Source organism: Zoogloea sp. JDB1, from assembly GCF_056724025.1.
Map to the genome: position 1 here is coordinate 288,936 of NZ_CM161496.1, position 22,433 is coordinate 311,368.

Annotated in this window: 11 protein-coding genes; 5 read left to right on the plus strand and 6 right to left on the minus strand. The window is 62.3% G+C overall.

All coding sequences use genetic code 11. The annotated features are described in order from the left end of the window. The first annotated feature begins 121 nt into the window (after positions 1 to 121). The 4 genes from AC1PPK_RS01380 to AC1PPK_RS01395 are packed head-to-tail and all read left to right on the plus strand — an operon-like array spanning position 122 to position 5,558. Positions 122 to 1,546 (plus strand): class I SAM-dependent methyltransferase, encoded by a 1,425-nt coding sequence (locus tag AC1PPK_RS01380; RefSeq protein ID WP_481116060.1) that lies wholly within the window; start codon positions 122 to 124, stop codon positions 1,544 to 1,546. Between the two features lie 30 nt (positions 1,547 to 1,576). Next, complete coding sequence (locus tag AC1PPK_RS01385) at positions 1,577 to 2,626, plus strand: glycosyltransferase family 4 protein (RefSeq protein WP_481116061.1); 1,050 nt, start codon at positions 1,577 to 1,579, stop codon at positions 2,624 to 2,626. Beyond that, entirely contained in the window at positions 2,623 to 3,909 is a 1,287-nt protein-coding gene (locus tag AC1PPK_RS01390; protein WP_481116062.1) for a glycosyltransferase family protein, read from the plus strand. Before AC1PPK_RS01385 ends, AC1PPK_RS01390 begins: the two co-directional genes overlap by 4 nt. Before the next feature lie 23 nt (positions 3,910 to 3,932). After that, positions 3,933 to 5,558 carry a hypothetical protein gene (locus AC1PPK_RS01395; RefSeq protein ID WP_481116063.1) on the plus strand — a complete coding sequence of 542 codons (1,626 nt, stop codon included), beginning with the start codon at positions 3,933 to 3,935 and terminating at the stop codon, positions 5,556 to 5,558. On the opposite strand, the gene AC1PPK_RS01400 is transcribed toward AC1PPK_RS01395, so the two are convergent. The 4 genes from AC1PPK_RS01400 to AC1PPK_RS01415 form a co-directional block, all read right to left on the minus strand. Next, positions 5,504 to 7,486 carry a glycosyltransferase family 9 protein gene (locus AC1PPK_RS01400; protein WP_481116064.1) on the minus strand — a complete coding sequence of 661 codons (1,983 nt, stop codon included), beginning with the start codon at positions 7,484 to 7,486 and terminating at the stop codon, positions 5,504 to 5,506. The genes AC1PPK_RS01395 and AC1PPK_RS01400 overlap by 55 nt on opposite strands. 81 nt (positions 7,487 to 7,567) lie before the next feature. Continuing rightward, positions 7,568 to 8,395 (minus strand): SapC family protein, encoded by an 828-nt coding sequence (locus AC1PPK_RS01405; RefSeq protein ID WP_481116065.1) that lies wholly within the window; start codon positions 8,393 to 8,395, stop codon positions 7,568 to 7,570. Positions 8,396 to 8,525: 130 nt separating this feature from the next. Beyond that, complete coding sequence (locus AC1PPK_RS01410) at positions 8,526 to 17,942, minus strand: hypothetical protein (RefSeq protein WP_481116066.1); 9,417 nt, start codon at positions 17,940 to 17,942, stop codon at positions 8,526 to 8,528. 560 nt (positions 17,943 to 18,502) lie between these two features. After that, positions 18,503 to 19,510, minus strand: coding sequence for an NAD-dependent epimerase (locus AC1PPK_RS01415; RefSeq protein WP_481116067.1), 1,008 nt, complete (start codon positions 19,508 to 19,510; stop codon positions 18,503 to 18,505). Between the two features lie 185 nt (positions 19,511 to 19,695). Here AC1PPK_RS01415 and waaA point away from each other — a divergent pair, with 185 nt between their 5' ends. Continuing rightward, a complete protein-coding gene (waaA, locus tag AC1PPK_RS01420) occupies positions 19,696 to 20,973 on the plus strand; it encodes a lipid IV(A) 3-deoxy-D-manno-octulosonic acid transferase (RefSeq protein ID WP_481118171.1) in 1,278 nt (425 codons plus the stop codon). A 3-nt stretch (positions 20,974 to 20,976) separates the two neighbouring features. Here the strand turns inward: waaA and ubiA are convergent, their stop codons facing one another. Together ubiA and AC1PPK_RS01430 are read right to left on the minus strand one after the other, a co-directional pair. Next, positions 20,977 to 21,858, minus strand: a complete 882-nt coding sequence (gene ubiA / locus AC1PPK_RS01425) for a 4-hydroxybenzoate octaprenyltransferase (protein ID WP_481116068.1) — start codon at positions 21,856 to 21,858, stop codon at positions 20,977 to 20,979. Beyond that, on the minus strand, positions 21,855 to 22,370 hold the full coding sequence (locus AC1PPK_RS01430) for a chorismate--pyruvate lyase family protein (RefSeq protein WP_481116069.1): 516 nt from the start codon (positions 22,368 to 22,370) through the stop codon (positions 21,855 to 21,857). Before AC1PPK_RS01430 ends, ubiA begins: the two co-directional genes overlap by 4 nt. Between the last annotated feature and the right edge of the window lie 63 nt (positions 22,371 to 22,433).

The following is a 22,433-nucleotide window of genomic DNA, read 5'->3' on the forward strand; positions in this document are numbered from 1 at the left end:
CTATATCAAATCGATTCTCCAACAAGCCCGTCGAGTGCGACAAGGCCAGGTGGCGGGTTATCATCGCAGCCGACGAAAAGGCGCATGCCGGCACAAGCCGAAATGCCAAGAGAATTTATCAATGCGCAACGATGAACTGAAACAACAAGCCGAACAGGCCTTCCAGCAAGCCTTCGAGCAACGCAAGCGAAGCCCCGGCCAGGAAAGCAGCCGGCTGACCGCTCCAGACATGGAGCGGCTGATCGCACTGATCGAATCTCACCTGGAACAAGCCGCCAGCAAGTACCAAGTACGTAGCAGCCTGCCCGGCCGGCTTGAGCAACTACCGCTGTTGCGCTTCAAAGCGGTCAGAAAATTCGTACTTCGCATCTATGAACTGCTTTTCCGGGAGCAACGCACCGCCGGTCTGGCCCAGATCAATGCATGGCGCGACTTCCTGCAGCTCTATACCCGCAACCAGTGGTTCATGAGTCACGAACTGACCCATGCCCGCGACCACCTGCAGGAGCGCCTCGACGACGCTTTCCGCCACGGCGACAGGGCGCACACGGCTCACGATGCCCTGGCCGCCAGATTCTCCGAACTCAGCGCCCAATCCGACGCCCAGCGGCAGGACCTTCAGCGGCTGACCACGACCCTCACCCTGCAGGAACAGGAACACCGTCACCGGGAAGAAAGGTTGCAACAGGACATCCACTACCTGCAACGCATGGAAGCCCGCATTGCAAGCCTCGAGGATGACCTGCGAGTCAGTCGCAGCACCATCCAGATGCAGACCCAGTGGATCCAGTTCCTGATCGACCGCGGCGCGGCGCTCCCCCAGACGAGCCCGCCGGCCACACCCGCAGCGCCCGCAGGTCCGCTCCCCGAGGCCCCCACGACAGCCAGCGACGCCGCCCGCTACGTCGCCTTCGAAGATCACTTCCGCGGCCATCCGGCCAAGGTCCGCGACCAGTTCGCCGAGGACTACCTGCCGCTGCTGGCCGATGCCGGCCTGCAAGCCGGCGCCAAGGTGCTCGACATCGGCTGCGGCCGCGGCGAATGGCTCGAACTCATGCGCGACCAGCGCTTCGATGGCCATGGCGTCGACCTCAACCCGGTGGTCTGCGAGTTGTGCCAACACAAAGGGCTCGACGTCCTGCACGACGATGCCGTCGCCTACATGGCCCGACAGCCAGCGGGCAGCCTGGACCTGATCACCGCCTTCCACCTGATCGAGCACATCCCCGGCGAACTGCTCGACCGGCTGATTGCCTCGGCACTGCACGCCCTGCGCCCAGGCGGACTGCTCATCCTGGAAACACCGAACCCCGAGAACTTCATCGTCGGCAGCTGCAACTTCTACAACGATCCGACCCACCTCAGCCCGCTGCCGCCCGAACCGACGCGCTTCCGTGTGCAAAGCCACGGCTTTGCCAACGTAGACATCCTGCGCCTGCATCCCCGCGGCACCGTCGATTACAACGCGCTGCCGCCCGGCATCCCGGCCGAACTGCTCGAACGCCTGTTCGTCGGCCAGGACTACGCCCTCGTCGCCCGCCGCTGAACCGCCGCCAACCCGAACGCCAGACCCGCCATGAAAGTCGTTGTTGCCACCACCCAGGTCCCCTTCATCCGCGGCGGCGCCGAAATCCACGCCGAGAATCTTCTCGCCGCCCTGCGTCAGAACGGTGTGGAAGCCGAAATGGTTTCCATACCCTTCAAGTGGTACCCGGCCCCCAAGATCCTCGACCACATCCTCGCCTGCCGCCTGCTCGACCTGGACGAAGCCAACGGGGAAAAGATCGACCGGGTCATCGGCCTCAAGTTTCCGGCCTACCTGATTCCGCATCCCAACAAGGTGTTGTGGATCCTGCATCAGCACCGCACCGCCTATGACCTGAAAAACCACCCCCAGTACGCCGACCTGATCCACCAGGAACATGGCAGCGCCGTCATCGGGGCGATCGAACAGGCCGACCGCCGCTACATCCCGGAGGCCAAGGCGATCTACGCCAACTCCCGCAACGTGGCTGGCCGCCTCAAGCACTTCTGCGACATCGACAGCCAGCCGCTCTACCACCCGCCCGGCAACGCCGAGGCCTTCTACAGCGCTGATGCGGAGCCCTACCTGTACTTCCCGAGCCGCCTCAATCCGCTCAAGCGGCAGTCGCTGGTGATCGAAGCACTGGCCCACACCCGGCAGCCAATCAGCGTGGTCTTCGCCGGCGCCGCCGACAACCCGGCCTACGGCGACGAGCTCAAGGCACTCGCCGAGCGCCTCGGCGTCGCTGCGCGGATCACCTGGGCTGGCCGCGTCAGCGAAGAAGAAAAGCTCAGCCTCTATGCCCGCTGCCTCGGCGTGGTCTACCCTCCGATCGACGAAGACTACGGCTACATCACGCTCGAAGCGATGCTCGCCGCCAAACCCGTCATCACCACCGAAGATGCCGGCGGACCGCTGGAGTTCGTCGAGAACGGACACACCGGCCTGTCCTGCGCACCGACCGCTCAGGCTCTCGCCGCCGCCATGGACGAGCTATGGTCCGACAAGGCCCGCGCCCAGCGCTGGGGCCGGGAAGGAAAAGCCCTTTACGCAGCCCGCAACGTGAGCTGGCGCAACGTCGTGGACACGCTTCTCGCATGATGAAGATCCACTGGTTTTCCCCGCTGCCACCGGCCCGCACCGACATCGCCAACTACACGGCACGACTGGCCCCTCACCTGGCAGCGCATGCCGAGGTCGTCTTCTGCCACGATCAGGCAGAAGCCCCCGAAGACTTTCCCTACCCCGTTCGGGCGATCCGCGACCTCAGCCCCACCGAGCTCAACCAGGCTGACCTCAACATCTACCACATCGGCAACAACGCCGACTTCCACGGCGCCATCTGGAGCACGGCCCAGCGCCATCCCGGACTCGTCGTCCTGCACGACTTCGCCGTCCACGAGTTCGTCTGCGGCATGCTGAACGTCAGCGGCAATCGGGACACACCGCAGCAAGGCCAGCACTACATCAGGCTGATGACAGCGCTGTATGGCGACGCCGGCTACCAGGCCGCCCTCGCCGTCAACGCCGGCCGCCTCTCACCTGCCATCGCCGCCGAGCAGTTCCCGCTCTGCGAAGCTGTAGCGGACGGAGCCCTGGCCATACTGACCCACAACCCACGGCTCGAACCCGACCTGCGCCAGCGCCTACCCCTGCTCCCGGTCCATAGCCTCCCCCTGCCCTATCCCGCACCGGCCACCCCGGCCCCGGCCGACCGCGCCACGGGCACCAGCCTGCGCCTAGTCTCGTTCGGCTTTACCGGCCCGAACCGCCGGCTGCTCGAATTCATCGAAGCCTGGGCCGCCAGCCCTGTTCGCGCCCAACTCCAGCTCGACGTGTGCGGCGAACTCTGGGATGCCGCCCTCGTCCGGCACAAGCTGGCGGAACATGGCCTGACCGATCAGGCCCACCTGCATGGCTTCGTCAGCGCCCAAGCCCTCGACAGCCTGCTCGACCAAGCTCATCTGGCCCTCAACCTACGCTACCCCAGCATGGGCGAAGCCTCAGGCAGCCAGTTGCGCATCTGGTCGCGCGCCCTCGCCTCGGTCGTCACCGACACCGGTTGGTATGCAAGCCTCCCGGACGAATGCGTCTTCAAGATCCGCCCTGAGCACGAAGCCGAGGATCTCGGCCGGCTGCTCCAGCGTCTCGTCGCCCAACCTGAACAGGTGCAGCAGGTCGGCGCCGCAGGAGCCCGGCAACTCGCCGTCCACGCCCCCGAACACTACGCACATCGCCTGATCGGCCTGTGCGCCGCCGAGCACCAGGAATGGCACCTGCGCTGGCTGGCCGGACAGATGGCACGCCGCGCCGGCACCCTGCTGGCCGACTTCATCCCCGGCCAGGCCCTGGTACCCGAAGCAGTAGGGGACCTGTTCTCATGATCAGTGAACCTCGGAACACCCAAATGACCCTATTGAATCGGACAGCCATCGCCTTGTGGGCAATCGCAGTGATCGCCCTCCTGCTGACCAGCATCTCAAGAGGCACACTGACGGGTGACGGCCGGGAATACCTCCTCGGCGCCCATGCCTTTGCGAGCCACGCATCGCCCGATCTGCGGGCCGGGGACATCGCGTTCTTCAACACCGACATCGCCCCGAGCCGCGGCGAAGCCAAACTGGATTTCTCCACCCTCGGCGAAGGGCATGCATATCCGGGCGGCGGCGCACAGTTCGACGCAAAGGGATTCGTCCGGGCCACGGGAGGGCAGGTTTACGCCTGGCACTTCTGGCTGTATTCCCTATTCGTTGCCCCCTTCCTCGCCGCTGTCACTGCAGTCGGCGGCAAGCCGGAGACGGCCTTCGTCCTTTGCAACGGGGCCTTCGTCGGATTGGCACTGGTTTACCTGTGCCGCTTCTGGACCGGAACCGCCCTCCAGAAGCAGCTTCTTGCCAGCCTGTTCCTGCTGGGAGGAACGACTTATTACGTTTGGTGGACTCACCCTGAAATCTTTACCGCATCCCTCGTACTGCTCGGCTTGATGGCCTTCGACGACAAGCGCTACGGGCTGGCGATGGGGGCTACGGCGGCGGCTGCCACCCAGAATCCGCCCTTGGTGTTTCTCGTGTTGGGCATGGGCGTCTGGTCGATCTGGCAGTCCCTGCCTGCAGCCGGCAACAGTACCCGGCGGCTCCGCTCGGTGATCCGCCCTATCGTCGGCACGGGGCTCGCGTTCGCCTTTGCAATACTGCCGGTCGCGTTCTATTGGCTCACCAGCCGGGTGACCAACCCCATCGCGGCCGCCGGCTGGGCCGACACATCCATGATCAGCCTTGAACGCCTGATCTCTTTATTCCTCGATCTGAATATGGGCATGGTCACCGCTCTACCGGCCGTGCTGCTTGTCGGAGCTCTTCTACTCGGCCTCTGGGTGATCGGCATGCTCACTCCGCGTGGCTGCGCGGTACAGACCCAGCGTAGTTGGGGGTTGCCCCTCCTCCTCGGTGTCGGTGCCAGCGTCGTCATGGCCATCCCCGCATTGGGCGCACCCAACTGGAATCACGGCCAGACAATTTTCGCCCGCTATGCCTATTGGCTTGCCATCCCGATCACCTTCGGACTGGTCGTGACCATCGGCCGGTTGGGCCGGAAACGGGCCCTGCTCCTGACAACGCTTCTTCTGGCGTGCCAGATCGCCACAGTCTCCTACTACGGGCTCTGGGGACGGCGAGCGGCATTCAACTATGTCGCTTTCAAGCCGTTCGTCATCCCCGTCATGCTCCACCATCCGGAACTCTACAATCCACTGCCCGAGATCTTCGCCGAACGCCTGCAGGGCATCGACACCTTTCACCCGGGCAACATGGAAGGCTCCGGCGTCTATGCATTTCCCAACCCCGAACAACCGACCAAGATCCTCGTCCGTTCAGATGTAATTGCCGGCGAAATCGCCACCCGCAAGGCACACTGCCCCGATATCACCACACACCGCGTCGAATTCGGCTGGGTCTATATCAACATCCCGCAATCCTGCTATCACCAAGAGCAAGCAGGTCGGCCCGCAACCGGTTCCGCAACCAGCAGGCCGTAACGGGATTGCTGCTCGGCCTGCGCCGCAGGCCCTATCAACAGGATGCGGACACGATAGTCCAGTGCGGTAAACCAGGACTCGAAAGCCTCGAACTCACCCTGTTCGAGCACGCCGATCAACACAACCGGTCGCAGACGGACCAGGGTGTCCCGCGCCCCCTCGAGGACAGAGCAAAGCGCCAGCGGCGAATAGATCACCAGCAGCGCACAGACATCCAGGTTCAGGGTATCGAGCGGCCAAGAGACGACGGGCTCGGGTTGCCGGCTATTCGCGAACATCAGCGGCCGATACTCATCCATCGTCCGCAGGGACTGGATCTCACGCAAGGCAAGCCCCTCCCCCTCGGGCAAGGCGAGATGGACTTCGGCCCACCCACACCCTGCCTGGACAAGCCTGGCACAGAGTTGTTGATGCAGGACACGACGCGGCTCGATCGCAATCAGACGCCCGTGATGGCCCACAGCCTGAGCCAGACTCAGCGACGCCACGCCCTCCCCCGGCCCGAGATGCACCACCGTGTCGCCGGCCCGCAAGACCTGGGCAGCCAGATCGCTGAGTACCTCGTCGAGCACGCCGGCCAGCGGATCCTCCCGCCGACGCAGGGGAAGCGCGACGGCGGCAGCGGCAGCCGCCCCCACCGAACGGAAGCGGGGAGCCGAGGCCTCCGGATCAGCCGCCTTCCGTGCCATGACACGCCGTAGCGCCTCAAGGAGAATCCCCGGCTCCAGTTCCTGCCAGGCACGCGCATAGTCTTCGGCCATTCCAGACCATTCCGCGTCCGGGACCTTGGGCTGCCCCCAACCCGCCAAGGCTTCAGCACGGGGCAAGAGCTGTACGGCATGGAGGGGGTAATAGGGAAAAAGCTCGGCGCCCATCGTCGTACAAATGGTCACCGCTGGCGTCGCCGTAGCATCGGCGAGATGCTGGGTATAGGTATCGACCCCAATCAAGGCATCCACCGCCGCAGTCAGGGCAGCCAGCCGACCAGGGGTGTTCACCACATCATCCAGGACATGAATCCGAGGATGCTCCCCATCAAACGACTGGACGAGCGCGATCTGAGCCGTCGGCCAATCGGAGAGAATCCGGGCGACAAGTCGATGCAACGCGGGCTCCGGCATGCTGCGCAAGGGCACGGACGCCTTCGGGTTGATCAGAATTCGTGGTCCCGCATCTATCTGCGCCAGACGCGCCGCGACAACCCCGCGATCCGTGTCCCGCAGGGCGAGCATGTTGCGCTTGGCCTCCGGTGCAATCCCACCGTAATCCACGCCCATCCACCACAAATACCAGTCGACCATCGGCAGCTCGCCGTAGCGCGGCGCTTCGATCAGATTGCTGGTATCGAACAGAGCCTGGTAGCGACCGAGTTCGGCCAGCGTGAGCCCCTGCGTATGAACGGTATCGACACCCTGAAGGCCCTGAAACTGGTAAGCCAGCTCATCGTGACTGTGCCACCCCAACAGCACATCCACCGAGAAATCGGGTAGATGTGCCTGCAGCACCGGCAGCACGTGACGAAAAGCGGTGAGGCCGACGAGATTGTCGCCCAGGTTGGCACCGAAGCCATTGACCAGCAGAAGGCGGAAATGCCGGCGATCAGGCTGGGCAGCCCGCAACGCCTGCAACTGTCCGGTCAGGCAATCCGCCCCCGCCTTTCCATCCGTGATCAGCCCTTCGGCCCCAAGACGCGGCGGAACGCCCGGCAACAAGCCCTGCATGGCAGGCGCCAGCAAACGCAATGTGTCTCCCGGAGGCGTATCCGGATAAGTCTGGCGTATCGCCTGGTGGATCAACTTCACTTCCCGCTGAGCCGCGACATACACCTCGGTAGCGGCCGGCGCACCCGGCTTTGCCGCCGCGGGCAGATACTTGCTTTGTTCCCGCGTGCGCAATTGCAGCGGACGAGTCAGATAGTAGAAATACACGGGGCTCTCCGGCAAACCCGTCCGGCTGCCACGGCAGGTTGACCGTTCAACCACCGCCGCAACGCCGTCGAGTAACGTGGTTTACCAGTTGAATTTCAACGTATCCGACTGCGTCAGATCGAAAAGCTTCTGCGGCAAGTCAAGATCAACAGCAGGCGGCACCTTCACGTGCTTCCGGTGTTCCTGCTGCAGGCGCTGCAGCACAACAATCCGGCTCATCGAGAAAAGGTGAGCATAAGCCAGACTCAATGCATGCAGCTTATGCAATGCGTCGAGTTGTGCGCCGTCCAGTTGCTGAAGCCGGACCTCGTCCACCCGGTATAAGCCCTTCGGCAATTGTTGTTCGCTCTCTGCGGGCAATTGCCAGGGCGTCAGCAATTCCGCCCTCTCCAGTGCCTGTACAGCCTGCTCGGTCACCTCCTGGGCCACTGCCATCTGGGTCAGGAAGTCCGATATCCCCTGGATCATGGGCTGCGGCTGTCCCTCATCGTCAAAGAAGCGAACCTCGCCTGCCGCCAGGCTCGGAGTCTCGCGATAAAGACCACTGGCGCGATCAAAACAGAGGACGAACCGCCTCTCCGGATCGCTCTGACCCTCCATACCGGAAAGCGAGACTTGCAGGCTGAACGGATAGGCCCGGAACTGATTGGGGAGATACAAGCCGCCCCAGCGCCCCGCCTCATTGACCATCAAGTTCCGCCCATCGTCGAAACCGGTCACCGCAACCAGCATGAACCGACCGCCCGGCAGTTTGGCAAAAGCGAGCGGCAGCGTTGGAACCAGCGCACTGAGTTCGGCCAGTTGCACCGCAATTACAGGTTGATGGAGGGCAAAGCGGTAGTGCTCGACGCGACTGAAACCGTGCATGCGGTGCTCATCGGAGCGCAAAGCCACAAGCGTTGTATTCATGACAGAAGATTCAGCTAAGAAAAATACCCATTACCAAAAAAGAAACCCTCGGGATCCTTGTGAGACCCGAGGGTTGTATTTTTTGACTGGACCCGACTGTATATCGGGTCCAGTCCGTTAGCACGCTTGTTTAGGCAACGATATCCGCGTGATCAAGCTTGGTGCCATCAACCCCAACCAGGCGGACAGCCATGTCGGCCGTACCATCCTTGTTGGAATCGACGAACAACACACCCACGGTATCGCCATTCTTGATCGTGGTGCCAGACGTGGTGTCGTTAAGCGGATTAGAGTTGTCAGCGGTGATCCAACCCAGGTAGTACTGGACCGTACCGGCGCCAGCCGCGAAGTTCAAATTCGCATTGATCAACGCAGTGCTGATGTCGGTCGCAGCCGCCGCTTCCTTGTAGTTGGCACTGGTACCCGCCGCCACATTCAGCTTGAGGTGATCCGTACCGCTGGTGAAGTCGGTGACGATATCAGCGCTCTGATAGAGGTCAAGCGCGGTGACATACTGAACAAGCGGGTTCGGAACAGGAACGGCCGGCTGGAACTTCGATGCACCGGAACCATCGACAGCCCCCGTCGAGCTGAAGCTCAGCGTGTAACCACCGTCGTCGGCGTTCACATCAGTGAAGTGAATTCCGGTAGGCGTCCCAACTGCCACAATCTTGCCAGCCGCCAGCGTGTTGAACTTGAGAGCAATGTCAGTATTCAACAAGAGCGGAAGAGTCATGTCCAACGCAGTTGCTGCGTAGTCCGCAACGATCGTGGTGCCATCAGCCAGCGTCGCCGTGATGTTGTAGATCTCACCAACCGCATTGGCCATGCCCGAAACCGCAATGTCATTCTGCTGGGCAACATCGCCAGTCAGGTGATCGACCGCGTTGAACGCCAAAGTGCCGATGTCAGCACCGCCCGGAGTCAAGGAATTGATGTCGAGCTTGCCGCCCGTCGTTCCTTGCGCCGTCACTTGCCAGACACCGCCAACCTGCTCGGCCTTGGCATCCACACCCGGGATCGCATCCAGTGCGGCGGCGATCGAAGTCGTCACCGCCTGCTTGCTGGTCAGATCCACATGGGACAAGTCGACCACTACTGCAGCAATCGTCGAATTGACCGTGTAGTTGATCGTGACGTTTGCCTGGGTCGGATTGTTGCTCGCCCCATCGGTGTTGATGGTGATGGTTTCCTGATCCACCGCAGCAACCGGAGCCGGAACAGCAGCCGCCGTCAACGTGGCCGGCGTGGAGGTATGGACATCGAACACGAAAGTATCCGCACCACCATTACCGGTCAGCGTATCGAAGCTGCCGAGATAGCCCTTGTTGCCGCCGTTGATGACATCCGCCTGAGCGCTGCCGATCAAGGTGCTAGCAAGAAGCCCAGTACCAACCACGGTGAAGCCGTTGGAACCCGTGGCGTGGCTCACATCGACATCCGTCCCCGTAATGGTCGCGGTGCCGTTGTTCGACGTTGCGGCAGTGGCGATGAAGGTGCCACCGGCGGTGACGTTAGCCGTCGCACCGGAAGACACAACCAGCACATCACCGGTCTGGACGCCAACAACAGCATCCGTACCCGACGTCACATTGATGGTGTTGTGGTGATTGGTACCGGAGACATCGACCGTGTCGTTGCCGCCGTTACCGGAGATCACGTTGCCACCATTGGCCGTGGTGGAGATCAGATCATCGCTCGGCGAGCCGACGATGGTCTGGGCCAGGAAGGCAGGATCAGCAGCGGTCAGCTTGGAGCCGGTCAGCGCGGTCAGGTTGACCTTGTTGTCCGCATCCGCACCCACCGCCGGAGCAGCCACCAGGGTCACGCCGGAGATATCTACCGTCGCGGTGTGGAGGTTGGCACCCAGGGTGAGGTTGGAGGCATCGCCCGTCAGCTTCAGCGTACCGGCACCGTAGATCTGCACACCAGCAGCGCGCAGAACATCCGCCTGAGCGGCCGTCAGGGTCAGGGTTGCACCGGCGAGAACCGTGATGCTGGTGCTACCCGCAACCTTCAGACCTTCCGTAACGGAAGCAGTCGAAGCATCGTCGATCAGCTGGCTCAGATCCACCGCCCCGTCGATGATCAACGGCACGTTGATCAGGTCAAGGGTGGAGTACTGCTGCAGGCTGGCCGTGGAGCTCAGCGTCAGGGAGCTGCCCACCGCAGCGTTCGTGTAGTCGAACACCCACTCGCTATGCGCGTTCAGCGTCGGCGTCAGGCCGTTGGCGGCACCAACCTTGGCCTTCGTCACCACGTTGGAACCCGCCTTCAGCGTGAAGGCCGCATCGGCGGAATCCGTGACACCGGCCGCAGTGAAGACAGCCTGATCCGTGGTATCGCCATCCTTGTTGCGGTCATCGTTGGTGCTGTCGATTTGAGCCAGGGTGCCCAGATCAAGCACAGACCCAGCGCTGCCGCCGGTAATAATGGCGCTCACTTCCTGACCCGCGACGCCGGCGTTGATGACGGCGCCGGTCGTGGCATCGACCTTGCCCAACGTGATGGAACCACCATCGGTAGCGGCGACAAGCAGACCCTCGACAGCAGTACCCAGCTGAACGGCCGGGCTGGCACCCGTCACGGTCAGGGCAGCAGTACCGTTATTGAGGATTTGCACGACGGTCAGGTCCGTATCGGTAGCATCCACCGACTTGACCGTCACATCCTTGCTACCGTCCACCACCAGATTGGCAGTCGAATTTTTTGTCGGGTTGGTCGTCGTGTTCGTCGTTTCGTTGAACTTGACGGTACCCGTATCCAGCTCCACACCGGTCGCATTGAGCACGACGGTGGTCAGCTCGCCGCGGCTTGCACCGCTGGAGATATCGCCCACCACGTTGTGCGCGGTCGGATAGGCGTTCTTCAGCGGATCGAAGCCTTGCGGCAGCAGATAGCTATCGGTACCTGCAGACGCCAGCTTGGAGTTGATGGTCAGCGTGCCGAAGCTGTTGTTGTTGGCGATATTCGCCGCAACGATGTCATCCACGGAGATGGCACCCAGCGTCACCGCACCGCCCAGATCCAGGGTCAGGTTCTGCACGCCCACCAGCTTGTCGGCGTTGTTGAAGACCAGGCCAGCCGGCAGCGAAGTGAAGGCATCGACTTCCACCGTACGATCAACGTTCACATTCTGCGTGAAGGTGCTCAGATCGGCAGTGTTGGCAACACGGATGATCGTGGTGCTGTTCAGGTTGATGATGCCTTCGGTCGGGTTGGTTTGAACCGCGCTCGGACTGGAGAAGATGTCCTCGACGTTCTTGCCATTGACCAGTGCGTCATTCACCCACACACGGCCCAGCGATGCAGCGTAGCCGCTGGTGTCGATCTTGCCGTTGGCGGTGTTGATGGTGTTGAAGTTCCACACCACGTTGGTGTCACGCTCGAGAGAGCCGTCAGCCGCGCCAGTCCAAGGAGTACCGGCATTGCTATCCGCACCGACGACGATGATCTTGCGCTGGGCCTGCGTCGCCGTGGCGAAGCGGATGGTCTGGCCAGCCATCTCATTGTCAGTACCGACGAGGGAGTCGACGTCGTTCAGGGTCACCGAGAAGGAGCCCAGATCGGTTGCTGCAGCAAGCGTCACATCCGCCTGGTGAGCGTAGGTGGGGTTCGCAGCCTCCTTCAGCGTGACCGTACCCGCGATGTGGGACTCGATGCCGCTGAGATCGGTGGCAGCCGTATCCAGGTTGACGATATCGACGGACGGCACCTTGCTTGCATCGTAGCCAACAGCGTTCTTGTCGAGAACGATGCTCGGATCGGCAACGATGTGCAGACCGTTGGCTTCTGCAGCCGTCAGGACCAGGTGGACACCAGCCGCCAGAACGATGGACTTCGCACCGGTGATGGAAACGCTGTCCAGGTGGGTCAGATCAACCGTGGAGCCAGGCAGACCATCAATGTAGAGGGTCGCGTTGGTGCCAAGCTTGACGTTCAGCGCACCACCCTGGAAGTTCAGCGGAATCGCCGCGGTGGAGGAGCCGAGGTGCAGTTCGCTACCCGCCGCGGCCTTGGTCAGGTCGAAGCTCCAGCCGGTGTCGGTGGGCTTGATCTTGTCCAAGACGTCGGTGGTCAGCGTCAGCTTGGTTACGCCGGTACCGGAAGTGAAGGCGAAGTTCTCGGAATTGATATCCGTGATCTGGCCCAGGTTCAGGTTGCCGGACAGGGCCGAAGCGTCGATCTTGGACAGATTGTCGGCTTCGATACCGAACTGCGGCGTGGAGGTGTCGGCATCACCCAGCACAACATTACCGGTGCCCGAGAACACCAGGTTGGCGAAGTGATTGGTCACCGGCCCCGGGGCGAACGGACCATTGGTTTCACCCAGAACGGCAGCGGAACCACCCGTCACCGTCAGCGTACCCGTGCTGGTGGTGTTGATGGCCAGCGTGCTGACTTCGGTGTCCGTCACGTCCAAGTGCTGGACCGTCACATCGGCAGAGCCAGTGACATTCAGGGTGGCGGTGGCTTGGTAGTCATCGTTACCGGTGACCGCATCGTCGCCGACAACCGACGAGAACTTGATGCTGCCGCCAACTTGCAACGCCTGGGTGGCGTTGATGGTGACGTTCAGCAGGTTGTTATCGACAGAGCCCAAACCAGCGAACGGATCGATGTCACCCGCGATGATGTTGGTGGTCTTGCCGGACAGGATGTTGGCAGCCGTGCCGGTCGAGTTGATCGTCAGGCTCTGCAGGTGGGTGTGCAGCAGCGGGTTCTTGGGCACAGAAGCAATGCCCAGGTCACCGCTGATGTCGGTACCGCCCAGCAGATTCACCGTCAGATTCTGCACTTCGACGTTGTTTTCGGTCTTGAAGACATCCAGACCCTGCGGCACGGTAGTACCCGCCGTGACATTGACCGTTTGGTCAACTTCAAGGACGTTGCCTTCGCCGTTGGTGACCGTCTTGATCACGCGTGCCGACAGGCCCGCGAAGATCTCGTCGATGTTGTGGCCACCCACCAGCGTGTTGAGCACCTGCAGGCTGTCCACATCGAAGCCGGAAGCATCGATGCTGCTAGTCAGGCCCAGGGTCGCATCGTGGATCACCACGGTGCTGTTGGTGCCACCGACGATCTTGACACCGCTGCCGTCTTCGACGTGCGGCAGGCCGAGGGTCAGGTTGTCACCGACATTGATGGTATCCACACCGGCCAGGTTGGTCAGAACCTTGGCAACCGGGACGGTCTGGTCAAGCGGGAAGTTGACATTTTCAGCCAGGGTCAGGCTGAGGTCGATCTGGCTGGAGATATGGCTGGTATCGAAGCCCTTGGCCACATCGGCCTGGGTCAGGCCGGTGATGTTGACCGTGGCCTTCTCGCCATTTTCAACCGTGATGAGGTTGACGTTGCCGCTCTTCACCAGTTCCTGATACTGAGCCGCGGTCAGGTTCAGCACCTGATCCTTGTGCAGCACCAGAGCATCCACACCGGTCAGATCGGTAGCGGGATCCAGGGTCACGACAGCGTCGGTCGCCAGGGTCACGGTGCCGAGGTTAACACCGGTGGTCAGGTTGGTCACAGAGAACGGCTGGTTGCTCAGGCCGACGAGGTTCAGCGTGCCAGCCGGGTGGGGGAGATCAAAGGTTCCCGCGACGACGGTGATATTGGCAGCGCCGATGGCCGCGAACTCGGTGAAGTTCAGGGAGAGATCAGCACCATTCGCCAGAACCACGTGGGCGACGTTGGCCAGCGTAGCGTTGTCGAGTTCGACATCGCCGGAAACCTTCAGCGTGGCGCCCAGCGGGCCGCCGTCGATGGAAGTTTGGGTACCGGCAACGACGTCGTCCAGCGACAACACCGTGCCACCCGCACCACCCACAAAGGTGAAGTCGACGGGGTGAGCAACCTCAGAATGGTCGATGGTCGCGGTGAAGACACCGGTCACGGCAGACGCGTCGATCTTGTTCAGCGAATCCGGCAGATCGGCGGTCACGGTGACGTCTTCGGTCGCGGTGATCGTCAGGGTCTTCAGAGTCGGCGTGACGGCCACATCAGCGATGGATGCGATCACGGCGTCGCCGTCGGTCACATTGACCGTTGCGGAGACAGCGTTCAGCAGCTTGATGCCATCGATCGCGAACTTGCGCTCGCCACCCGTGGAGGTCGTGCCCAGGGCCACGCCACCATTGTTGATGTCGATGATTGCCGGCGCACCTGCGGTGAAGTAATCAACTTCAACGGTACCGATGTTGGACGTATCCGGGTTGCCGTTGGCCTTGATTTCATCGCTCCAGTTGGCGATATGATCGCCTTCCAGCAGGATGTGCGGAGCAACGACGCCCCAAGGCACACCAGTGATCTTCAGGGTGTTGCCAACGTTCCCTTGCAGACCGATGGTGGTGACGTCCTTGGTCAGGTCGCACAGGTTGACGATGACGGTGCTGCCAGAATCCTTGGCACCATCCTGGTCGGTGTCGATCGAGGTGACGACGTACTCGGCCACACCGCTGGTGTTCAGACCCTTGCCAACGCCCGGAGCGCCGACGTCGGCATTGAGCTTGACATCGATGCGGGTGCCGGTGTTGTTACCGATGATCTGCTTGACGTCCTGGAAGTGATCCAGGGTCAGGCCGGTCAGGGTGCCGGTCAGCGCGGAGAAATCGACCGTGAAAGCGTCGCTTTCGGCCTTGAGGTCACCGGTAGCAACGATGTAGGTACCGTTCGGCGTGCTTTGGGTCACACCGTTGATGGTTTGACCAAAGACGTTGTCAGCACCCTTGAGCGCGGCTTCGCCGCCCAGATCCACAACCTTGTTGAAGGTGAGGTTCTGGCCACCGACGATCTTCAGGGTCTGGGCTTCGCTGATGACAGCGGAGCCGACGACCGGGGTTCCGTCGGAGTCGATGGTCAGGGTGTCGGTCGAGGCAGCGGGAGCCGGACGCTCGTAACCATTGGCAGTACGCACGATCGTGACATTGACGCCGAGGTTGTCGAGCGAACCGCCCGCAACCGTGCCGCCGGTAATCACTTGGTAGCTGTCACCGCTGTTGAACGGGTCGAAATTCTCGCCCGCGCTGGTGATCACGACCTTGCCATTCAGGCCGTCGTCAGCATGGATGCCGTTGACAGCCACGTACTTGGACAGCTCTTCGGCAGACAGGGTCAGCGTGGCGCCGTTGTGCAGTTCGAAGCTCAGACGGACGTTGGTGCTGAGCTTGGTCAGGTCAACCAGGCTGCTCAGCGTAGTGTCGCTGCTCACAACGATGTGCAGTTCTTCGGTTGCACCGAAGGCGGCGTGGTACACGTTGAACGCGGCAGCGCCGATGCTGGAGAACTGAGCAGCCGTGATGGTCAGCTCTTGCTTCAGCGTCACGTTGGTGATGCCGGTCAGCGTCGCTTGAGTCAGGTTGCTGTTGTTCTCGACGAACAGGGAGATGTTCGAACCCGTGATGCTGGAACCTTCCAGCGCGGTGATGCCGAATTGAGTACCGGTATCAACGCCGAACGGATCGCGGCCAAGGACGATGGTGTTGGTGCCGCCACCGACATCGATGTTCAGCAGCGCGCCCGGCTGGGCGACACCGTTGATGACCACCGGGTAGTTATCGGTGTTGTCGCCGGAAACGTTGTCGCCTTGCGGGAACACGGTATCCATGCCGGAGAGCACGAGCTTGTCGTTGCCGGCACCGGTGGTGATGTTGATGGTGTTGGCGCTGGCTTCGATCTTGTTGGCGCCGTCACCCGCGTTGATGGTCACGACATCGTTACGGACCGCGGTGATGACGTCATTGCCGCTGCCGGTGGTGATGGAGACATTCCCGGCACCGAAGTGGCTGCTATTGACGTCCTGGCTTGCGTCGATGACGTTGTTGCCACCCTGCGCATCGATCACGACGGTCTCGCCGTTCTTCGCGGAGATGGTGTCAGCACCGGTACCCGCGGTGATGCTGACGGTTTGGCTGCCGTCGGTCTTGATGGTGTTGTCGCCATTGCCGGCGGCGATGACAACCTTGGTGCTGCCAGTGGCGATGATTTCGTCATCAGCCTGGGTACCAGTGACCTTCAGGTTGTAGTGGCCGTCGAGTTCGATGTCCAGGCCGCCAGTGTTGGCGCTGGCATCGATGATGGCGGGGCGGCCAGCATTGAAGCTCGAGGCGATATTGCCATCAGCACTGAAAACGCCGGTACCGGTCACGATCATGCGGCTGATGTTGCCACCCGCGAAGAAGTGGTTCAGGTGGTTTTCGACGCCTTGGGAGTCGATGTTCAACACCGAGGCGTTTTGCAGCAGGTTGATGGTGCCATCAACGGTACCGACAGCCAGCTCGAGGTTGAGCGTGCCGGTCTGGCCTTGGCCGTATTGCACGGTCAGGGAGTTGTCACCGCCAGCAAAACCACCTTCCAGGCGCAGGGTCGCCGCATTGCGGACACCAACGATGGTCAGGTTGCCGCTGTTGGCGCTCTCATCCGTCACGACCAGTTTCTTGATCGCGGTGGCACGGCTCAGGTCGAGCCAGCTGTCGTTGTTGGTCGGATCGAGCTGGTTGGTCAGATCCGGGTAGTGGTCGTTGCCGCTCGCGTCGGTGTAGAAGTTCGGCAGATCGTTGACGCGGACTTCCTGGATGTTCAGGAGTTGCAGCGGTTGTGCGTACTGGCCCTTGGCATCGACTTCAAGGGTGTTGTAGCCAGCGCCGCCATCAATGTAGGCGCCGTGCAGCAGATCCAGACGGCCCGCAACGATGGTGTCATCGCCAGCGGTGGTGAAGCCTTGCTCCACGGTGCCGCCGTTGTTGACGGAACCGGTCAGCTTGATCGCCGGAGCGGTTTCGCCGCTGGAACCCGAGGAAATGACCTTCTCGTAAAGACGAGTATTGCCGTTCTTGTCGAACAGCAGGCCATTCAGGAAATCGAAGTACTCGGTGCCGAGCTTGGCTTCGGTGGTCAGCGTCGTGCCATCGGCGTAGGTGATGGTCAGCTGGTTGGAGCCGCCGTTATTGGCGTTTTGACCGCCGGTGGAGCTCAGGGGGTTGCTCAACGTCAGGTTGGTGACGTTCTGGAACGGATTACCGGTATTCGGATCGATAACACCCAGTTCGGCGAAGGTCAGGCCGGTGATGCTGGTCAGGAACTTGAGCAGATCGGCAACCGGAATGCCGCCATCAGCCGGAGCACCAGAGGCGCTGGTGTTGTCGTGGGGGTTGTAGCCCCAGTAGATGGCCGTGGTCGGGGGAACATATGCAACGTCAACATTCTTCAGCGTGAAGACATGCTCGACCGAGCCATTGACGATTTGCTGAATGGCGTTATCGACACCGTAGAAGGTCGCGGGATTCGTGGTCGAAACCACCGACGCGAGCAGGTCACGGGCGGTTTGAGCAGCGGCATCACCAGCGTAGGCATTAACTTCAACAGGAGTATCGAGGGCTGCAGCAAAAGCCTGAGCAACCGCCACCTTGTTGTTGATAGCGGCCTGGTCGGAGTTCTGCGCGCCGTTCAGAACGGCAAGGGCGATCGAGCCAGCGGTGAAGTCACCTTTCGCGAAGCCATCCACGTAGAACTGCTTGCCAGCAGCATCCGGAGCCCGATTAAAAAGCGCCATGTAGATGCTGTCAATGACACCGCCTATGGTGGTGTTATTGATCGGCCCGTAGAGAGCCGTGGTTTCAGCGGACGTTGCGAAGCTATTAATGATCGAAGCAACGTTCCCGTGTGCAGCATCCAATTGCTGCGCCCAGTAGGTCAGACCTGTAGGATCAGCGGGCCGCTGATAAAATGCAATATAAATCTTTTGAACAGTACTGATGTAATCAGCGACAGCCATGAAATTCTCCTCAATTAGTGAATCCGCTGCAAAGATACAACCCTCAACCGCTTTCAGTATCAGGGTTGGACGCAAGGTATCCGTGCCCCAACCTGTGTGTCAAGCTACTCCAGGAAGCAAAACACACGGAAGCCGACGTGTTGCACAAACACAACATCCCTCGTGATTATCACACACAACTAGAACATGGGGAAACGACGCATCATTTTTTTATATCCCAAGGGGGCAGGGAATAAAACTGCACTTTTTCGCAATTTGGCGCGTATGAATCCTATTGCCGTGAGGCAAATCGCCCCCTTCCGACTCAAGCCTCGATATGCGCCGACGCCTGCTTACAGTTAAAGATCGAAATAAGACCGATACCACTCCACGAAGCGGCCGACGCCCTGCACCACCGGCGTTGCCGGCGCGAAACCGGTCCAGGCGTTGAGTTCGTCCGTATTGGCGTAGGTCGCGGGCACGTCGCCGTCCTGCAACGGCAGGAAGTTCTTCTCAGCCTTCACCCCGACAGCAGCTTCGATCGCTTCGATAAAGGCCATCAGTTCTACCGGATCGTTGTTACCAATATTAAAGACTCGGTAAGGCACGTTGCTGCGCCCCGGATCGGGCTGGTCGGCGTCATAGGCCGGGTCGGCAGCAGCGGTGTGGTCGAGGGTCTTGATCACGCCCTGCACGATGTCGTCGATATAGGTGAAGTCGCGCTTCATCTTGCCGTGGTTGAACACGTCGATGGCGCGCCCTTCGAGGATGGCCTTGGTGAACAGGAACAGGGCCATGTCGGGCCGGCCCCACGGGCCATACACCGTGAAGAAGCGCAGCCCGGTGGTGGGCAGGCCGTACAGATGGCTGTAGGTATGAGCCATCAGTTCGTTGGCCTTCTTGGTGGCGGCGTAAATGCTGACCGGATGATCCACGCTGTCATGCTCGGAGAATGGCATCTTGGTGTTGCCGCCATACACGCTGGAACTGCTGGCATACACCAGATGCTGCACCTTGCTATGGCGACAGCCTTCGAGGATATTCATGAAGCCAACCAGGTTGCTCTCCACGTAGGCGTGGGGATTGACCAGCGAGTAGCGCACGCCGGCCTGGGCCGCCAGGTGGATGACGCGGTCGAACTTCTCTTCGGCGAACAGCTTCTCCATGCCTTCCCGGTCGGCCACGTCCATCTTCACGAAACGGAAGTTCTCGTGGGGCGTGAGGCGGGCCAGGCGGTCGAGCTTGAGCTGGACATCGTAATAGTCGTTGAGGTTGTCGATGCCGACGACCTGATCGCCACGGCCCAGCAGAACCTGGGAGGTATGCATGCCGATGAAACCTGCGGCACCGGTTACGAGGATTTTCATGGTTGCGGAAACGCCTGGGTAGTTGAAAGCGGGTTCGGCCTGCGCAGAAAAAACGACGCGCGAATAAACCGGCCAAGAGACTGGCATTTTCGCACGGCCTAATGACAGGGTAAATCGGCGCTCTGCCCTATCCGTGCTTTCCGCGACGACTTTATACTGCCTCCTCCGCACAACCCTTGCGCCCCTTGATCCCTCGCTTCCTGTACACCGCCGTCTGGTACCTGGCCGCACCACTGATCGTGCTACGCCTGGCCTGGCGTGCACGCCGCCAACCCGAGTACCTGCGTCACCTGGGTGAGCGCATCGGCAGCTACCGCACGCGCACCGCCGGGCCTCTGATCTGGCTGCACGCGGTGTCTGTCGGCGAAACCCGCGCCTGCGCGCCCTTGCTCCGCGCCCTGCTCGACGCCTACCCGGAACACGGCGTGCTGCTGACCCACATGACGCCCACCGGTCGCGCCACCGCCGCCGAACTGTTCGGCGAACTGGCGCCGCGTGTTCAAAGCGTCTACCTGCCCTATGACTTCCCCTGGGCGGCGCGGCGCTTCCTGCGCCGCTACCACCCGGACATCGGCATCCTGATGGAAACCGAACTGTGGCCCAACCTGGTGGAAGCCTGCCGGCGCAGCGGCACGCCACTGGCGATGGTCAACGCGCGCCTGTCGGAACGCTCCGCCCGCGGCTACCAACGCATCGGCCGGCTGGCCAGCGACGCCTTCGCCCACCTCACCAAGGTGGGCGCCCAGAGCGAAGGCGACCGCCGCCGGCTGGCCGAGCTCGGCGCCGCCACCGCGGCGGTCACCGGCAACATCAAGTTCGACATCGAGGCCCCGGCGGCCCTGCTGGAACTGAGCCAGCGCTTCCGCGCCGGCTTCGGCCAGCGCCGCGTGCTGCTCGCCGCCAGCACGCGCGACGGCGAGGAAGGCCCGCAGCTGGAAGCCTTCGCACGGCTGGCGCCACCGGACGCGCTGCTGGTGATCGTGCCCCGCCATCCGCAGCGCTTCGACGAGGTGGCCCGTCTGATCAAACGCAGCGGCCTCACGATGCAGCGCCGCTCGGAAGACACGCCGCTTGCCGCCGATACCCGCGTGTGGCTCGGTGACTCGATGGGCGAGATGTATGCGTATTACGCCGCCGCCGACGTGGCGCTGATCGGCGGTTCGTGGGAAAAGCTCGGCGGGCAGAACCCCATCGAGGCCAGCGCGGTCGGCTGCCCGGTGATCGTCGGCCCGCACACCTTCAACTTCACGGCGGTCTGCGAGCAGGCCATCGAGGCCGGCGCCGCGCTGCGCGCAACTGACATCGAAGCCGGGCTACGGGATGCTGTCGAACTCCTCGATGACGCGCCGCGCCGTCAGGCCATCGGCGAGGCCGGGCGCGCCTTTGCCCGCGCCCACCGGGGCGCCACTGCGCGTACGGTGGAACTACTGGCGCCCCTCATCGAGGCACGCCAACGCCACTGAGGCTTACTGAGCGGACACCAACAGGTAGTCCAGCGCCCAACCGGCGAAGATCGCCCCGCCCACCCAGTTGTTGTGCAGGAAGGCCTTGAAGCACTTGGGCCGGTCGCGCTCGCGGATCAGCGTGTAGTGATAGACCATGATGCCGGCCGCCACCGCCAGCCCGGCCAGGAACACCGCGCCGCGGCCAGTGTGCAGGCCGGACCAGCCGATCAGCGCCAGCGTCACCGCGTAACAGCTCATCACCGCGGCCACGTCGTAACGGCCGAAGGTGATCGCCGAGGTCTTGATGCCGATCTTGAGATCGTCCGGACGATCAACCATTGCGTACTCGGTGTCGTAGGCCACCGCCCAGAACACGTTGGCCACCAGCATCACCCAGGCCACCACCGGCACCTCGCCCTGCAACGCGGCAAAGCCCATCGGGATGCCAAAGCCGAAGGCGATGCCCAGATAGGCCTGCGGAATTGCCAGGAAACGCTTGGTATAAGGATAGCTGCCGGCCAGGAACAGGGCCGGCACGCTGAGGGCGATGGTCAGCCCGTTGAGCGGCAGGATCAGCAGCAAGGACACCAGCGACAGGCCGGCAGCCAGCATCAGCGCCTCCTTCGGCGTCACCCGCCGCGCCGCGAGGGGTCGATTGCGGGTGCGCTCCACATGACCATCGAAGTCCTTGTCGGCGTAGTCGTTGATTACGCAGCCGGCCGAGCGCATCAGGAAGGTGCCAATCACGAAGATGGCCACCACGAGCAGCGACGGCCGCCCCTCCCCTGCCACCCACAGGGCCCAAAGCGTCGGCCACAGCAGCAACAAGGTCCCGATCGGCTTGTCGATGCGCATCAGCTTGCCGTACTCGGAGACTCGTTCGGAAAAGGTCAGACTCATCATGGCGCCAGGCTCCCGATTGCAGGCAGAAAAACTTCGGTGATCAACAGCGGCGAGCCGCTGCGCTGAAAGGCCGAGCGGCGCGCCCACAGCGGCGGCAGATCCGGCCGGCCGGTGGCTTGCCGCGCATCGTGCCAGCGCGGATCGCGGGCATCCAGGCGGGCCGCCTCCAGCGGCGAACGGCGTACCCGAGGGTCGTCGAACAGCACCGCCGCCAGCGGCCTCCCGCCAAGCTGGCGCAGCAGATGCCAGGCGGCGGGAATCGCCGTGCCGGCCACCAGCGAGCGGGCAAACACCACCGGCTCCCCATCGGCCAGCAACAGGACCTCTCGTTGCCACAGGTCGCCGTGGCGATGCAGGCCCAGCGCCGCCATCTCGTCGGGCAGCACGACACCCTTGCCCTGGCTCACCACCTGGAGGGAGAAGCGCCCGCAGCGGGCACGGATGCGGGCTGTCAGCGAGCTGTCGTCGGTCAGCCAGCCGCGCATGCCGCGCGGCGCGCGCCACGCAGCCATGCGAAAAGGGTCACGGCCCGGAAAATGGGCGAGGGTCATCGGAAAGCAGGGATACGAAGGAAA

Excerpts from the sequence above, each read along its gene's own strand:
- ubiA (WP_481116068.1), bottom strand. The coding sequence starts at position 21,858 with ATGATGAGTCTGACCTTTTCCGAACGAGTCTCCGAGTACGGCAAGCTG.
- AC1PPK_RS01415 (WP_481116067.1), bottom strand. The coding sequence starts at position 19,510 with ATGAAAATCCTCGTAACCGGTGCCGCAGGTTTCATCGGCATGCATACC.
- AC1PPK_RS01380 (WP_481116060.1), top strand. The coding sequence starts at position 122 with ATGCGCAACGATGAACTGAAACAACAAGCCGAACAGGCCTTCCAGCAA.
- AC1PPK_RS01385 (WP_481116061.1), top strand. The coding sequence starts at position 1,577 with ATGAAAGTCGTTGTTGCCACCACCCAGGTCCCCTTCATCCGCGGCGGC.
- AC1PPK_RS01390 (WP_481116062.1), top strand. The coding sequence starts at position 2,623 with ATGATGAAGATCCACTGGTTTTCCCCGCTGCCACCGGCCCGCACCGAC.
- AC1PPK_RS01410 (WP_481116066.1), bottom strand. The coding sequence starts at position 17,942 with ATGGCGCTTTTTAATCGGGCTCCGGATGCTGCTGGCAAGCAGTTCTAC.
- AC1PPK_RS01405 (WP_481116065.1), bottom strand. The coding sequence starts at position 8,395 with ATGAATACAACGCTTGTGGCTTTGCGCTCCGATGAGCACCGCATGCAC.
- AC1PPK_RS01395 (WP_481116063.1), top strand. The coding sequence starts at position 3,933 with ATGACCCTATTGAATCGGACAGCCATCGCCTTGTGGGCAATCGCAGTG.
- AC1PPK_RS01430 (WP_481116069.1), bottom strand. The coding sequence starts at position 22,370 with ATGGCTGCGTGGCGCGCGCCGCGCGGCATGCGCGGCTGGCTGACCGAC.